Source organism: Paenibacillus sp. GM2FR (genome assembly GCF_002803325.1).
Classification (GTDB): domain Bacteria; phylum Bacillota; class Bacilli; order Paenibacillales; family Paenibacillaceae; genus Paenibacillus_AQ; species Paenibacillus_AQ lautus.
The window spans coordinates 2,708,117-2,723,396 of sequence record NZ_MKZM01000008.1; the positions used below are offsets into that span (position 1 = coordinate 2,708,117).

General features: G+C 48.1%; 9 protein-coding genes. 2 read left to right on the forward strand and 7 right to left on the reverse strand.

What is annotated here, in order from left to right:
* Window positions 1-200: 200 nt before the first annotated feature.
* Window positions 201-1,781, reverse strand: a complete 1,581-nt coding sequence (locus tag PAEVO_RS12170) for an MDR family MFS transporter (RefSeq protein WP_100537781.1) — start codon at window positions 1,779-1,781, stop codon at window positions 201-203.
* Between the two features lie 208 nt (window positions 1,782-1,989).
* Here PAEVO_RS12170 and PAEVO_RS12175 point away from each other — a divergent pair, with 208 nt between their 5' ends.
* Both PAEVO_RS12175 and PAEVO_RS12180 read left to right on the forward strand, forming a co-directional pair.
* Window positions 1,990-2,361 (forward strand): MerR family transcriptional regulator, encoded by a 372-nt coding sequence (locus PAEVO_RS12175; RefSeq protein ID WP_100537782.1) that lies wholly within the window; start codon window positions 1,990-1,992, stop codon window positions 2,359-2,361.
* A 125-nt stretch (window positions 2,362-2,486) separates the two neighbouring features.
* Window positions 2,487-3,716, forward strand: a complete 1,230-nt coding sequence (locus tag PAEVO_RS12180) for an aminopeptidase (RefSeq protein ID WP_100537783.1) — start codon at window positions 2,487-2,489, stop codon at window positions 3,714-3,716.
* A 241-nt stretch (window positions 3,717-3,957) separates the two neighbouring features.
* Here the strand turns inward: PAEVO_RS12180 and PAEVO_RS12185 are convergent, their stop codons facing one another.
* The 6 genes from PAEVO_RS12185 to PAEVO_RS12210 all read right to left on the reverse strand — a co-directional run bounded on the left by PAEVO_RS12185 (window position 3,958) and on the right by PAEVO_RS12210 (window position 15,207).
* A complete protein-coding gene (locus PAEVO_RS12185) occupies window positions 3,958-9,174 on the reverse strand; it encodes an S-layer homology domain-containing protein (protein WP_100537784.1) in 5,217 nt (1,738 codons plus the stop codon).
* Window positions 9,175-9,951: 777 nt separating this feature from the next.
* Entirely contained in the window at window positions 9,952-10,524 is a 573-nt protein-coding gene (locus PAEVO_RS12190) for a DUF1697 domain-containing protein (protein ID WP_100537785.1), read from the reverse strand.
* Window positions 10,521-11,918 (reverse strand): protoporphyrinogen oxidase, encoded by a 1,398-nt coding sequence (locus PAEVO_RS12195; protein ID WP_100537786.1) that lies wholly within the window; start codon window positions 11,916-11,918, stop codon window positions 10,521-10,523. Before PAEVO_RS12195 ends, PAEVO_RS12190 begins: the two co-directional genes overlap by 4 nt.
* Window positions 11,919-12,435: 517 nt before the next feature.
* Entirely contained in the window at window positions 12,436-13,179 is a 744-nt protein-coding gene (locus PAEVO_RS12200; RefSeq protein ID WP_100537787.1) for a GTP pyrophosphokinase, read from the reverse strand.
* 352 nt (window positions 13,180-13,531) lie between these two features.
* On the reverse strand, window positions 13,532-14,518 hold the full coding sequence (locus tag PAEVO_RS12205; RefSeq protein WP_100537788.1) for an acyltransferase domain-containing protein: 987 nt from the start codon (window positions 14,516-14,518) through the stop codon (window positions 13,532-13,534).
* Window positions 14,519-14,529: 11 nt separating this feature from the next.
* Entirely contained in the window at window positions 14,530-15,207 is a 678-nt protein-coding gene (locus tag PAEVO_RS12210) for an MBL fold metallo-hydrolase (protein WP_394057361.1), read from the reverse strand.
* Window positions 15,208-15,280: the final 73 nt, after the last annotated feature.

Consider the following 15,280-nt stretch of genomic DNA (forward strand, 5'->3'; position numbering starts at 1 on the left):
TGGCGGGATGCCCTCTTTTTCTCTTAAGAGCAACCGACTGAAACGCAAGAAATGGCGATGCAAGGATAACATCCTGAGCACCGCCATGATTTCATAGAACATAGCTTTCAAACTGACGAACCATCAGTCCAATGAGCCATCTGCTTGTGGGACAAATCTTTGATATGTTGACCCCAGATCATGCCACCGAACTGTAAACGCTACGGCACCATCACCAGCTTTTCATTTTCCGGAGTTTCTCCCTCTTCTTCTGAATCAACCATGGCCTCCCTCTTTAACTCCGCTGTTTCATCCAACTTTTTACGGCCCATTAACGTTGCTGCTGCAAGCGCTAATGCTGCAGGAACAATTGCCCAGGCAAATGTAACCGCAATAGAGGAAGCGAGGGTGTCCGAGATCGGTTTGAGCAGCTCTGATGGAATCAGAGACCTCGTCTCCGGCGCCAATAAAATGTGGGGATCCTTCAGATCGAATCCTTCGGGAAGACCACTGGTGTTCATTCCTCCCGGTGACAGGGATCCGGTGAAGAAGCGGCTCTGTATTAACCCGAACACCGTTATTCCAATGGTCATTCCAAGCGATCGCGTGAAGTTGAAAGTCGAACTCGCCATCCCGCGCTGTTTATAGGATAAGCCATGCATGACGGCCGTACCCAGCACGGAGAACGATCCGCCGATGCCAAGCCCGATCAGCACCATATATAGGGTTACGATGAACCTGCTGGATTCCGACGTAAGCGTCGATGCGAGCACCATCCCTCCCGTGAACAGGACAAGCGTCGGGATCATGATGTTGCGATACGATATTTTACTCATCAGAAAGCCGCTCACCGTAGCCGTGATGACGGAGCCCACCATCATGGGCAGCAGGACGAGCCCCGAGTTCGTTGCGCTTCCGCCGAGTACGCCTTGAATGAAGATCGGAATATACACGGAAGCCACGATGAACGATCCTCCGCTAAATAAACCGCACAGCACACTGGATGTATAGAGTTTATTCTTGAACAAACGAAACGAGATTATCGGTTCCTCCGCCCTTCTCTCCGCAAGCACGAAGAGAACCAGCATGACAAACGCCATAGCAAACAATGCCAGAATGATCCAGGAATTCCACGCCAACTGCTTGCCGCCAAGCTCTAAAGCAAACATGAAACAGATGACACCCGTCAGGAGCGTAGCGGCTCCCATCCAATCAATCGGCTGCTTGGAACGTTCATGCGATTCCTTATAAAACAGCGTAACCATCATGAAAGCCGCGATGCCGATTGGCAAATTAATATAGAATATCCACTGCCATGTAATATGATCCGTAATATACGCACCTGCGAGCGGTCCGAATATGCTGGATAATCCGAACACGGCTCCGAATAACCCGGTGAGCTTACCCCGCTTTTCAAGGGGAACCGTATCGAACATTATAGCGAATGCAATCGGGATGAGCGCACCGCCGCCGATACCTTGCACAGCACGATATAACGCCAGTTCTGTAATGGAGTTCGCCGTACCGCACAGCACGGAACCTAGCATAAATACAATCATCCCGAATACAAAGAACTTCTTGCGACCGTACATGTCGGACAGCTTTCCGAAGATCGGCATTCCCGCAAGCTCGGCGACCATGTAAGCGGAGGTCACCCATACGAAATGATCAAGCCCTCCGAGCTCCCCGACGATATTCCCCATTGCGGTCGCTACGATGGTATTGTCCATGGAGGCCATTAATATGCCGAGCAGCAGGCCGGCAAGCACGATGGGTAATTTGTTCGTTGATTGTGTCTTCAAGTTCTCATACACTCCTTCTACGTAAGTTTCTTTCTTTACTGTTGTCATTGTAATTCAGAAAATATGACAGGTGACTGTCACACTTTTTGCCCTACTTCTCTTTTTTTTTCGACTATATAAATAAAGCCCAGACACTTTCAACCCACATACCTGGTAGCGTATAATCTGGGTATCCAACTCATGCAAGGAACAAGGAGGTTCATGTGGAATGAAGATCAGTGAATTATCGCAAATCAGCCAGGTCAGTGCACGCTCCATCCGGCATTATGAACAAAAAGGCCTGCTTGAAGCCGACAGGCTTGATAATGATTACCGTCATTTCGACACATCGGCCATCGAACGGGTTAAGATGATTCAATTGTATTTGAAACTGGGATTAACGACGGATCAAATCAGAGCTTTATTCAAAGGTGAGGTCACTTCTCCAGATGATTACGAGTATTGCGAGGAAATGCTGTCCATTTACCAAGAGAAGTTAAGTCATGTGGATGGTCAGATCGCAGCTCTCCATGAGTTGAAAAGACTGCTTGAAAGGCAAATTTCCCTTACGCTAAAGAAAAAGAATCAGGTCCCTGTCTGACGACATCCGCGGCCCCGAGTGTCATCATGCTCGGGGCCGTTCATTTCAAGGATTAGATCCGTTATCTGCATTCCTACTTAACATGTTAAAATAAAGTGTACATCTGAAATGGAGGAAATCTACATATGGACAATTTCGAGAAAAATCTGGAGAAATACGCGGAGCTGGTCGTTAAGGTTGGCGTAAACGTTCAACCGGGCCAAGTGCTGATCGTCAATGCTCCAATCGAAACCGTAGAATTGACACGCCACATCGTGGCCAAGGCTTACGATGCAGGCGCGAAATATGTGCAAGTCGACTGGGATGATGAGCAAATCACCCGCATTCGCTACGAGAAAGCACCCGATGACTCTTTCGGTTATTATCCGCAGTGGCAGGCTGACGCCATGCAGCAGCTGGCTGAAGGTGGAGGAGCCATTCTGCGCATTAAGGTTCCGGATCCGGAGCTGTTCCGCGGCATTGATTCGGCCAAAGTATCTACAGCCGTGAAAGCCGCTGCCGTAGCTAACGAGAAATACCAGGTTTATGTGCGCAACAATAAAATCAGTTGGTCGCTCATTAAAGCCCCTACCCGTGCCTGGGCCGATAAGGTATTCGGGGATCTTCCCGAAGAGGATCGGATTCAAGCGATGTGGGATGCGGTATTCCAGATGAATCGGGTGGGTAGCGAAGAACCGGTTGCCGCTTGGCGGGATCATATTGCTCAGCTGAAGCAACGCCAGAATCACATGAATGCCAAACGCTATAAGAGTTTCCACTATCGTGCGCCGGGAACGGATCTGCGCGTGGACATGCCAGAGGGGTATCTCTGGCTCGGCGGCGGTGACGAGAATGAAGCCGGCGTATATTTCGTGGCCAACATGCCGACCGAAGAAATCTACACGATGCCGCACCGTACAGGCGTGAACGGGACCGTAACCAGTACGCTTCCGCTTAATTTGAACGGTCGCCTGGTGGAAGGCATGAAGCTCACGTTCAAGGACGGCAAGGTTGTCGAATATGAAGCCGAATCCGGACGGGAGCATCTTACAACACTCCTGGAAACGGACGAAGGTGCCTCCTATCTAGGAGAAATGGCACTCGTACCGCATGACTCGCCAATCTCCCAGCTGAACCGCGTCTTCTATAACACCGGTATCGATGAGAATGCATCGTGCCACTTTGCCCTGGGAAGCGCCTATCCTGTCAATATCGAGGGCGGTACCAAGATGAGCAAGGAAGAACTGCTCGCTCGCGGAGCCAATGTCAGTCTGACGCATGTTGACTTCATGATTGGTTCGGCTGAGCTGGACATTGACGGCATGCTGGCTGACGGCACGATTGAACCTGTATTTCGCGGCGGACGATGGGTTTAAATTCACTCTGAACAAGTTCAGAAACGCATCTGAATATTTGGGACAAAGCCCTGCGGGAAATCGCAGGGCTTTCTAATGTTCATCACTCGTAAAACGTATCCTTCCATCCGCACCACGCGCGGCTCCCAGCGCGCCTTGTTTGGCGTTACATGACGGTGGTCAACCATGAAGCCTTCAACTCCAAAAAGGCTGACACTAAAGCGCTCGCTCTAGTGTCAGCCTCTTATTTGTTCTTAAATCTTTATTGTTGTTCTCCATGCTCCAGCATCCGCAGAATCATCATGACCGCTTCCGCACGGGTAGCAGATTCCCGAGGAGCAAACCGGTTACCCGAACGGCCATTCACGATGCCGGCCGCGGCCGCGGCTGCGATTTCCTTCTCCGCCCAAGCCGGAACGGCTTGCTGATCACGGAATTCCGTTTCTGTTGCTGGTAAGGCAAGGCCCAGATAACGAGTGATCATGACCGCCATTTCAGAACGGTTGACGGATTGATTCGGTCTGAATGAGCCGTCTTGATATCCATTCACAATACCTTCGGATACGGCCCATTGAGTCGCTTCAAGCGCCCAGGATCCGATCAGGGAACTGTCTTTGAAATTCAGCTTCCCAGCTTCCCCTTGTCCATCCAGTGCATTGGCCATCATCACCATAAATTCTGCTCGCGTTACCTTACGGTCCGGTTTAAAGGTTTGATCCGGATAGCCGCCAACGATACCAAGCTGAACCGCTTCCTCTATCGCCGACGAAGCCCAATGTCCAGCGATGTCTGTTAACATCACCGGTTTTGGCTCCGGCTTCGGTTCTTCGGTCCCCGGCTTCGCCTTACGGTGAATGGTTATCTGGTAGGTTCGGGTCGTACCGTTCTCCGCCCGAATTACCAGCCTCAACAGGTTAGCCCCTTCCTTCAGCGCGATTACCTGATCCTTCTTCAGGGGTTCTTCTCCCAGAAGGATTTTTGCCTTGCTATGCGCCGCATCAACACGGAGCTGCACGGAATCGGCTTCCGTCTCAAGTCGGTACTCTGTCGTGTTCTCATGGAATGCAGGGGTTAATTCAGCTGCTTTGCCGCCGATGATCACTTCAAGTCCTTTTAAACGGTTGTCTCCAGATAATACATGGCCTCCAGAGGATCCCGATTCTGATCCCGATGATGGAGGATTCTCCGGTGAAGGTACAACCGAAGCGTTATAGGCACGAATCGCAGCTTGCAGAGCGTTGATCGCATCCTGTACTTCCTTGGCAGTTGCATGATCCTGTTGCGCTATGGCGCTGGCGCTTTCAATGGCGGCACGGAGTGCTGACCTTGCTCCGGCCGGATACTGCCCCGGCGATGTGCCTTCCCGTGTTTCGTCAAGCCTTTGCTGTGCCGATGCAATCAATCCGATTAACTCGCTCTTGTCAACTGCTGCTGCCGGTGTTGTGACCGAGTTATGAAGTCCGGCGCTCTCTCCCGCAGCATTATAGGCTTTTACGGTAAAATGATATCGGGTGTCCGGCTCCAAACCGGTGGCGGTATGTGAATACACATCATTTGTCACGGTAACCACCGGTTCACTCCGCCCTTTCAGATATACACGATATCCATCCACGCCATCATCTGTGGTTGCTTCCGGCCAGCTCATGGATACGCCGTTTGATGTGATGTCCGAAAATTCAAGCTTCCCGGCTGTCCACACAGGTGCACCCGGAATTTCTACGGCTTGAGTGATGACCGTTAAAATCTCACTCGGAGCCGATTCCGTGCCTTGCTTATCCACGGCGGTAACTTTGAATTCATACAGCGTGTCCGGGGTCAGCCCAGTCGCTTCATATACGCTATCGGTGACAGTTGCCACGCGCTCCCCGTCCTGATACACATTATAGTTCACAACTTGTTGGTCCGGACCCTTCGCGGGATCCCAACCGATTTGAACCGTTGACGATGTCACATTCAGTGCTTTCAGGTTGGTCGGAGCATCAAGCTTCCCGCCATCTGTCGTGAAGGTCCACACATCCGAAAGGGTTTTCCCTCCGAATTTGTCTTGTGCGACGACATACCAGGCATAGGTGCCATCGGAATGAAGTCCTGCCCACGGCTGAGTAACCTCCGTGCCGCTAGCCACGTTCTGCGGTGTACCGATGGGTGCTCCTCTTAGATGATTTACTTGGATCGAATCCGTTGCTACTCGCTTTAATTTCGGTTCAAGATCCAGATTCATCTTGAACTCATCCGATCCATTTGTATAATAATTGTACTTATCCAGGTAAGGAGAATACGTATTCACATAAATCTGCTTGCTATCCTTATCAAAATGCAGCAGTCTCAAGTAACCACTCCCGCCATCGGCATGTCCTTGATAGTCTGCCAGCATCTGATACACGGTTCTGTCCGCAGTACCGTCACCATTATCATCCAATTCATTTTTAAGCAGACTGGCTCCCGTGTAATGGCCGCTCAGAACGGCAACCACGTTCGGATTCGGGACAACAACTTCCTTGTATAATTTGTTGCCTATTCCGGAGCGGGTTCCGTTCGCGAGCATATAATCATGGAAATTCAGGAATGCGATACGGTCAGGATACTCTGCGAGAACCTCGTTCATCCACTTGATATCCTCATCTTCGACGCCCCATCCCATATACATCATGATGAAGTCGTTTCCTTCTACGGAGACAAGATCGTAGTGCCCGCGATTGTCCTTGTAGGAACCTCCGTAATATGGCTGATTCTTATAACGGTCCTCCCCGAAGTATTGACTGTAGGTCGTGTAATCCCAATCATAACTTCCCACATCATGATTCCCGGCAAGCACGCCGTGCGGAAGATTTGCATCCTCCAGCATCTTCATGTAATCATCGGCACGTTTCCATTGATACTCAGCTGTTGGATCGTTCACGATGTCACCGGTATGGAACAAATATTTGATGTTCATATCATCGATGGAATCGACTATCCAGTCGAATTGCTTCTGCTGGATATGCGGGTACAGCTCCGTTAAGAACTGGGTATCCGATACCCATACAAACGTGTAATCATAATCCCCACGGGAAGGGATTTCATCCTGTACGATGACATCCACTTTGCTGTTCAGTACGTAGTCTGCTGCCGTCAGTTCGCCTCGAAGCGTAAAATCATCTTCAGACTGCGCAATCTGTTTGGTGATCTCCGTCCACTTGTTCAGATTGTGGTTCCAGGCATACATCGTGACCTTGCGGCCCGAAACAGTGTGTCCTTCCCAAGTCACTTCAACGCTGTCACCCGGCTCCACGGCATGCTCCAGCTCTACCTCAAACCGGATATAAGGGAACTGGGACGTGGAATCCACCGTGACATATTGATCGTTGGATTCAGCTACCAGCTTCAATTCCTCTTCAGTCAGCGCGGTTTCGCCCGCCGGGAACCTATCCTTAGGGGGCTCTTCATCCGAGGCGTTCCTGGATAATTTTACCCGATCGCCGCTTAATGCATGATACGGATATGCCTGATGGAAGGAGACCTCAAGCTCGTCATCCGATGGATCGCTGACTTGGACCTTAAGCTCCGGCGATAACCCGGTTCCGCTCTCCATATCTGCTGGTGAGATCAATACTGGGGCATTCGGATGCTCCGGTGAAGTGTTAAACGTAACCGTACGTTCCGAGATGTTGCCGATCTTGTCCACTGCGCGGATTTCCAGCTTATGATCACCTGGATCAAGCTCGGAAGATGAAGTATCATACGGCACCTGGATGGCTTGACCATCTAGCAGGACCTCCACCTGTTCCACGCCGGATACGCTATCCTGTGCAGTCACATCAATGGGAATGCTTCCCTTATAGCTTTTGCCTTCTTCAACCGTCACGTTAATTTCGGGTCCATTGTTATCTACCTGAACGTTGGCAAAGGCTTCAGACTTACCCTTTACATGCAAATCAACCTTGTGCTGCCCGTCTGTTACCGACGTGGTATCCCATGCGTAAGACAGGGCTTTTACTTTATCGGCAGGAATATCGAATTGAAACGCAACAAAAGGCAGAAACCGTCCATCGTCACCAAGGTCGTGGATAAGCGCAGGATCCTTAAATTGCGGATCCCGAATTTCTGTCCCATCTCCTAACAGCAGCCGTACGTTGCGGGCATTAAAGTCATCCATATTGCCCGTCGGCTTGTCATCCTCGAAATAGGTTTTCTCGTTATCGCCGGCCCGAAGGGTAATTTCGTTTGTGCCGCTTGTCAGCCATTGCGGTTCGATGGGGACAGCGATCGTTTGATAGCCGTCAATGTTCGCCGCGGTTTTGAACAGAACATTCTTGCCGATGGTTACCGTGTTAATCCCATCGTCAATACCATCGCCTTCAAAAACAAAATAAGCGGAATGCTCCATAACAGGTGTGCCTTGAACCGGCTGCCCGTCGATATGAAGCTCAAGATCGGCAGGTTCTACCCCATCCGCTGCCCCCCGAATATACGTTATCCCGGTGACGGTCTGTTGATCGTCAACATTCAGGCTAGCGCTGGCACCATTCCCCGTTAGATCGACTTCGTATTTGGGACTTTCTACTTCCTTAAAGGTGTTGGACACTGTGAAATAGTACTCCAGCTTGGTGTGTCCCAGCAGTTCCAGATAAGAAATCGTATGGCTGAGGCCTTGCTCCCCTTCCTGAAGCTGTACGACCTTGTAATCGTTCTGTCCATCGACACGATAAGATAGCGCGAGGGAAGTAACCATACGATCATCATGCGCTTCTGCGGCAATCTCCAGATTTTCGCCCGGCTCCACATTCGTCGTTGTCGTCCGGTTGGTGACCGTCGGTTCCTTGGTCACGTCGATATGTACCGGCTCCGCAGGCACCTCGGAATGCTGCAGCGAACCCGGCGTAGCCTTATGCTCCAACTGGGAAATTCGCTGCATCTTCAGGCTGCCATCCTCCGGATACTTATAGAAGATTCCCTGATCAGAGCCGTTATGAACATCTCCGTCATTGTAAAATGCGGACACGATCGGATTGCCCGTGTTTGTCACAACCACGAGCTCCCGCATGCGTGAATTGGACATGCCGCCTGAGAATATTTTGACAACATCGGTGTTTTCAATCAGGTTCGTGCCGTAATTTTTATTAAAATCAGCAATCGTGGATTTGCTGTTCTGAGCGTTAATGATCCAGAACACCAGCGTGCCTCTGGATGGAATCATCACCTCATCGGGAACATGAGCCCAAAGGGTATCACTCTCCAAGTAACGATAACGAATTTTGTAATGGCTGAAATCGATGTCTTGATCGGTATTGTTGTATACTTCAATAAATTCATATCCGTCGGCGGTTCCTACATTCGTAGAATCAGGAACAAGCTCGGTGATCAGCAGTTCAGGCACATTGTTCAGCGCAGTGGATGACTGGGCTGAAGCCTGTCCTGCGAAACCGGTAAACGAGGCCGACAACACGATACAGAGAATCAAGAAGCAGGATATACATCGATTCAGGACGATCTTAGACAATGGAAAACCTCCTAGAAATGATTTTTTGAACAATCAATTCAGTTTCCCAATTCTCCAGGTCTCCATGGGATCTCCAAATTTTAATTAAAGCGTTTTCAAGATTAAATCCCTCATGATATCAGATTCAGGCTATCCCCTAGAGAGATCCATTTAGCACTTCACCTCCTAAGATCAATAATTGCATATTCCCTTCGTTTTTTAAACCACTTTATGTAAAATCTGATAAATGATACACAAGTCCCGGAATCAGCTAACCATCTAGTAAAATAGGACAACATGTTAACAGACCTGCATCACTATTTCTTGAGTAAGCATCCATATCTCAAGAACCGCATATGAGATTAGCATGACGTTTAAAGCTCATTACTTCCGGACTATTCACGTCTTATCCGGTTCATCTTTGAGCAAAGATCGGTCCCATCCTCTATCATAGGATGTGGCTTCTGCATATTCTGCACAAAAAAAAGACCCCGCGAATGTTATCGCAGGATCCTTATCAGTGGGAAGCGATTCTGTTATTCATTATGCAGCAATTTTCCAATTGCTAGGGTGCCTTACCTGAAAAGAATCGAAGAAACTTCGCTCTCCTTCTCCTTTTGCGAGTGTTCATGGCGAATCAACTGCCTTTCGGAATGACATCATGTTCTTCCGTCCGTCGATTGACAATACCACTTCCCACTTGTTCTATATTTACCCGTTCCTCAGAAAGTGAAACACTTTAGCCCGAACTTCCTCTCGAATTGGGAGATCGGCCTATGTCCCCTTCATTTGTATAAATTATTGCGATGGCTCACTTTCCATCGACTGAGACAGTTGTACCAGCTTGTTCATTGTTTTCCAATTCCGCATCGTCATCGGTACGCCAAGCTTCGACAACTGAACCGCCAGCTTGGAATTCCGAACGCTTTCCTTGAACAGTAAGTATACCTCTTCACCGATAACTTCGAAGGTTTCTTTTTCATTCACATAAAGCCTTAATTTCTCCACGTCTTCAGCAGCAGGCGCTTCCGGCAGCATGGCAACATAAAGACTCTCAAACTCCGATGCTGCCTCCGCTTGACGTATCGTTTCATCCGAAAATGGACAGTTCCGAACGATCCCCTCGATTTCCTCGGAGGTTCTAATAATCACCGATATCGGAAAGCCGAACGTTTCAATTATGCCCTGCTCTATATGAACGCGCAGCGTTTCCTTGGATTCCCCGGATTCAAAGAGCACGTTTCCGCTCTGGATGTAGGTCTGCACGCGATCTAGTCCCATAGATTCAAGCATCTTTCTTAAATCGGCCATCTTGATTTTATTGTGTCCGCCTACGTTGATCCCTCTAAGCAACGCAATATAGATTGTCATCCAGGCATCCTTTCCAGAATCAGACCTGCCGTCTTCTCCCCGTTCGCGATGCAATCCGGTATACCCACTCCATAATAGGAGCATCCCGCGAGAATAACGTTAGGATACAGGTCATCCATTTTCTGTTCTAATGACTCCACGATTTGCCGGTGCTTCAAATGATAATTCGGCATATTGTCATGCCATTTGGTGACTTCGCATGACACGGGCTCAGCCTCGATGCCTAAACTCCGGCGGATATCCTCCATCCCGACACGCTTCAATTCTTCGTCGGATAATCGGATTAATTCGTCATAATGCGGATTGGAGCTCTTGTAGAACAATCGCATCAATAACCGATTATTCTCGGAGGTATGCTCCCATTTCCGGCTCGTCCAGGTGCAAGCATCACATTTTAACTGGGTTCCCTTAGCCGTAATAAATCCCGTTCCATCATAAGGAAGCTCTTCGTCTTGAATATCATAGGCAAGGTACACGCTGATGAGCGATTTGGTATAGAGCTGGTCAAAGTCCTCGTTAAGCTGCGGATCTTGCAGCAGTTCCTTCGCCGCAGATCCCATCGTGCTTAATACAACAAAATCAGCTTCAAGCTTTTCGCCATTTGCCAACGTTATCCCGTAGCCGCTAGCTGTTTTCTCCAGCTTCTCTGCGGCAACGCCCTTGTATATCTTCGCACCTGCTTCTGTCAGGCTCTGTGCCAGTGCGTCAATCACAACCGAGACTCCGTCTTTGAAGGAAAGAAATTTCTTATTGCCCGAGCCAAGGAATTTCTGTTTATTCTCGGCCAACCCCCCCATGATGCTGCCATACGTATTTTTGTACTCCAGCAAATAGGGAAATGTGGACGCAATGGTCAGGTCATGAAGCTCCCCGGAATAGACGCCCGATATGACCGGAGCGATCTGATTCTGAACGATTTCCTTGCCTAGGAAAGACTCGAGGAACTCCCCCAGAGAATCATGCTTGGTAAATGACTCATTCGGCGTGTAGTAGTCCTTGAGCGCCTCCACCTTCCCCTCGGCAGACACCAGCTCGCTTTCCGCCAAGGATTTCAGGCTAAGCGGTATGCCGAATACGCTCTCATCCGGGATTCTTTTCAAACCTGCAGTCGTATAGATAAAAGAAGTCCCCGTGGCATTATACACAACCTGGTCTGTTAACTGAAGTTCCTCCAGAAGTGGTGCCACATTCGTTTTCCGGGAGACGATCGAATCCGCTCCGGTTTCCATCGTAAATTCACCGTTCTGAACGGTTCGGATTTTGCCTCCCAACGTTTCACTTGCCTCGATAAGCACCAGTTCCATATCCTGTTGATGGCGATTCAACTCTTTTTGCAGATAGTATAAGGTCGACAGTCCGGTAATGCCGCCGCCGATGACTACGGTAGTTGTCACTGTACATACACCTCTATTATGTAGGTTCATAACATCTTAATCATGATTGTTACCATTGTATCCAATTTCTAAGTATATCATAGAGGCCGCTCTTTCGAGGGTCGCCATTCCCTCAATATTGTGAACTGATCCGTTTATACAGCCACCGGCTTCCCGCCCGCGGAATATACCGTGTGTACTGCTCCCTTTTATGCACGTGCTTGGATGGTTGTCGACAGCAAAAAACTCCGCGAGATCACTCGCAGAGTTTTTCTATCGTGGGAAGCGGTATATCCATTCTGACGCTATCATTCCATTTCTTTAATAGCTTGAGGTGTACGTTTGGAATAATTCAGACTGTGTCGTCCTTATTCCTCGTTACGTTGTACATGGGTATCAAATCCTTTCGGTAATTCCGACTTAACGTCTTGTTATCCGTCTGGTGTTGATGTGTTTCCACTTCCCACTTAGGATATATATACCCGGTGCACAGTCGATGAAACAGGTGAAACTTTTCTTATTCCCACCGGCGAGAACTTTATTTATCCTCAGTCAACACTTCAAGCAAGCCTGCCGGGAGCTCATACTTGCGGTTGTTGATCTGAATGCTCTTCAATTCCTCCAGCAGCGAATCATCGCTTTCCGAATCCTTAATGGCCTGCACTTCGTGGTGCAATTGCTCCATCTGACGGTCCAGCGCGTTAGCCGTATCGGCAGCCTTCTTAAGCTCTTCCAGCAGATGCTGAGGGACCGACTTATTATATTTGTAGAAAATTTTATGCTCCAAGCTCGCCCAGAAATCCATGGCAATGGTTCGAATTTGGACTTCAACGCATACCTTCTCCACCCGGTCGGAGAAAAAAACTGGCACTTCGACTAAGAGATGCAGGCTCTGGTAACCGTTCGGCTTCGGATTCTTGATATAATCTTTGACATTTAGGACCGTTAAATCGCTCTGCTTCTGCAGCATGTCGCTGATTTTATAAATGTCGGTAATGAATGAGCAGGTGATTCTTAAACCCGCGATGTCTTTGATATTATCTTCTATGGAACTGAGAGAGATGTTTCCGCCTTTTCGGAGCAGCTTCTTCATGATGCTCTCCGGTGATTTCAGGCGGGATTTCGTATGTTCGATCGGGCTATAATCATGAAGAGCCTGGAACTCCTCTTTTAATATTTCCATTTTGGTTTCGATCTCATCTAAAGCGAATTTGTATTTCATCATAAATCGGGTAATTTCATTCCGAATGATTTTGAGCTGTTCAATTTGCAAAGAATTCATGGGATACTTCCTTTCGATTGTGTGATTCAGAGCCGTGATGACTCGAGTAGTAAATAAAAACAAAACACGCTGCTAACATTCTAGAAGTTCTGTTCCCTCTTTAAATAGTAGTTGATATTGAGGTGCGACTGCAACTTTAGTGCAATAACGTCAAAAAGACGCTGCAACCAGAAAGTCGCAACGTCTTTTATCTTATGCGAGCACCGCGCTGCTTGATATCGTTGGTATAAACCATATCTTGCAAGGCGTTTATGCTCGTATTTTATTATCCCATACGGTTTATGAACAAGTTATTATTTCTCGGGTAATCGCAAAATACTCATGGTTTCGACATCAATTCTCTTAGAATGACTTAAGTGGTTACTCGCTGCATTTTTATTTTGGAAATGACTTGTTCCAATCTATGGATATCCTTATGAAAAGGACTTAGAACGGTGTGTATATTTCGGGCTTCATGGGAGCCAAACATTTGATGATTATGCTTAATGAAGGTGGCAAGTGTTCCTCCAGGGCCTAAATCTACAAAAATCTTATCTTCCAGGGGCATCAAAGATTTCAACGCGTCGCGGAATCGGATCGGTTCCCTCACCATGTTCCACAAGTATTCGGGTTCGAAAGCAGCCACCCTCTGCCCGCTAAAAGATGAAATTACGGTTGTATGGGGAGACTTTAAAGCTAAAGAGCTTACATGGCGCTTATAATACGGGCCAGCCGGGTCGATCCACTTGGAATGGAAACCATGACGAATGGGTAATCGCTGAGCCATGATATTACGATCTCTTAAATAAGACTCCACTTCGGAAAGAGCCGAAACTCCTCCCGAGATGACAAAATGCGTATCAAAATTAACCGATGCAATTTCACAGTTCTGATAAAGTATCGATTCGCTGCGGTATAGCGATACCTGATCAAGAATAGCGATCATGCCCCCGGGTTCGCAATGATTCTGAATGATTTCAGCTTGAGCGATCACATGCTCCAACGCTGCATTGTAATCCATGGAACCTGCGACCGTGCAGGAAGCAAATTCCCCCAAGCTTGTGCCTAACACATAATCAGGGAAGATCTGATATTCCATAAATACCTGAGCTAAGGCATACTCGATCATGAATATTGCGGGGTGCGTGAATGGTAATGAATCAAATGGCCGGCTGATTGGATAATTATTCTCGTAAAGCTCGCGGGTTACCGATTTACCGGAGATTTGATAATAATATTGATCCAGCTTCTGAATCCAATGACGAAATACCGGCTGATCCCGATATAACTCCTTGCCCATTTGATAATATTGTGATCCTTGCCCGGAAAACAAAAATACGATCGATTTCCCCACTTTCATTCACTCCCATTTCATCGAAAATTAAATATTCCTTCTTGATTTGGCCTCATTCTGAAATTGACAAAATGCTTGAGCGAATCCAATTGAAAGTAGATGTTCTGATCGTACAACATACTTATCGTTTGACCAGGAGGGGTTCCATAGGAATGACCGGGAAATACCCGCAGTTCCGGAGACGCAAAAGATTTGATTTTTTGAATGCTATCAAACATCGCCTCAGCGGATCCACCCTTGAAATTGCATCCCCCGCAGCCTTCAATAAAGAGTGTATCCCCCGTAAAAATACAGTCTTCAAGCAAAAAACACATACTTCCCGAAGTATGCCCGGGCGTCCACAAGCACGTCACGTTTGTCTCCCCGAATACGACGACCTCATGATCGGATAAACTTCTCAAATGTCGGCAATTGAAACCATAGTCTTCAATTTCCACGCTCGACATGAATACATCGCATTCATAAATCTCGGTTAACACCGACGCCAAATTTACGTGATCGTAGTGAGAATGGGTCAGCATAATCCCTTTCACATCTGCGTTTAAATCGTTTAGCTTGCCCATTATGGTATCGAGTTCCCATGAAGGATCAATGATGATGGCAGAGCGGCTGCTTTTATCAAAAACAATATAGCTATAATTAATAAAGGGATGCGAAACCGTTCGCAGTACAAACACTTCGTAATGAACCATGATTCCTCCCCTTTCACATTGGGTTACAAAAAACTCCCGGCTAAGTGCCGTTTACTGCAGCTTAACCGGGATTCGT

Bases quoted from the DNA above. Each gene is read 5' to 3' on its own strand.
- PAEVO_RS12175 (WP_100537782.1), top strand. From the start codon at position 1,990: ATGAAGATCAGTGAATTATCGCAAATCAGCCAGGTCAGTGCACGCTCC.
- PAEVO_RS12180 (WP_100537783.1), top strand. From the start codon at position 2,487: ATGGACAATTTCGAGAAAAATCTGGAGAAATACGCGGAGCTGGTCGTT.
- PAEVO_RS12190 (WP_100537785.1), bottom strand. From the start codon at position 10,524: ATGACAATCTATATTGCGTTGCTTAGAGGGATCAACGTAGGCGGACAC.
- PAEVO_RS12200 (WP_100537787.1), bottom strand. From the start codon at position 13,179: ATGAATTCTTTGCAAATTGAACAGCTCAAAATCATTCGGAATGAAATT.
- PAEVO_RS12205 (WP_100537788.1), bottom strand. From the start codon at position 14,518: ATGAAAGTGGGGAAATCGATCGTATTTTTGTTTTCCGGGCAAGGATCA.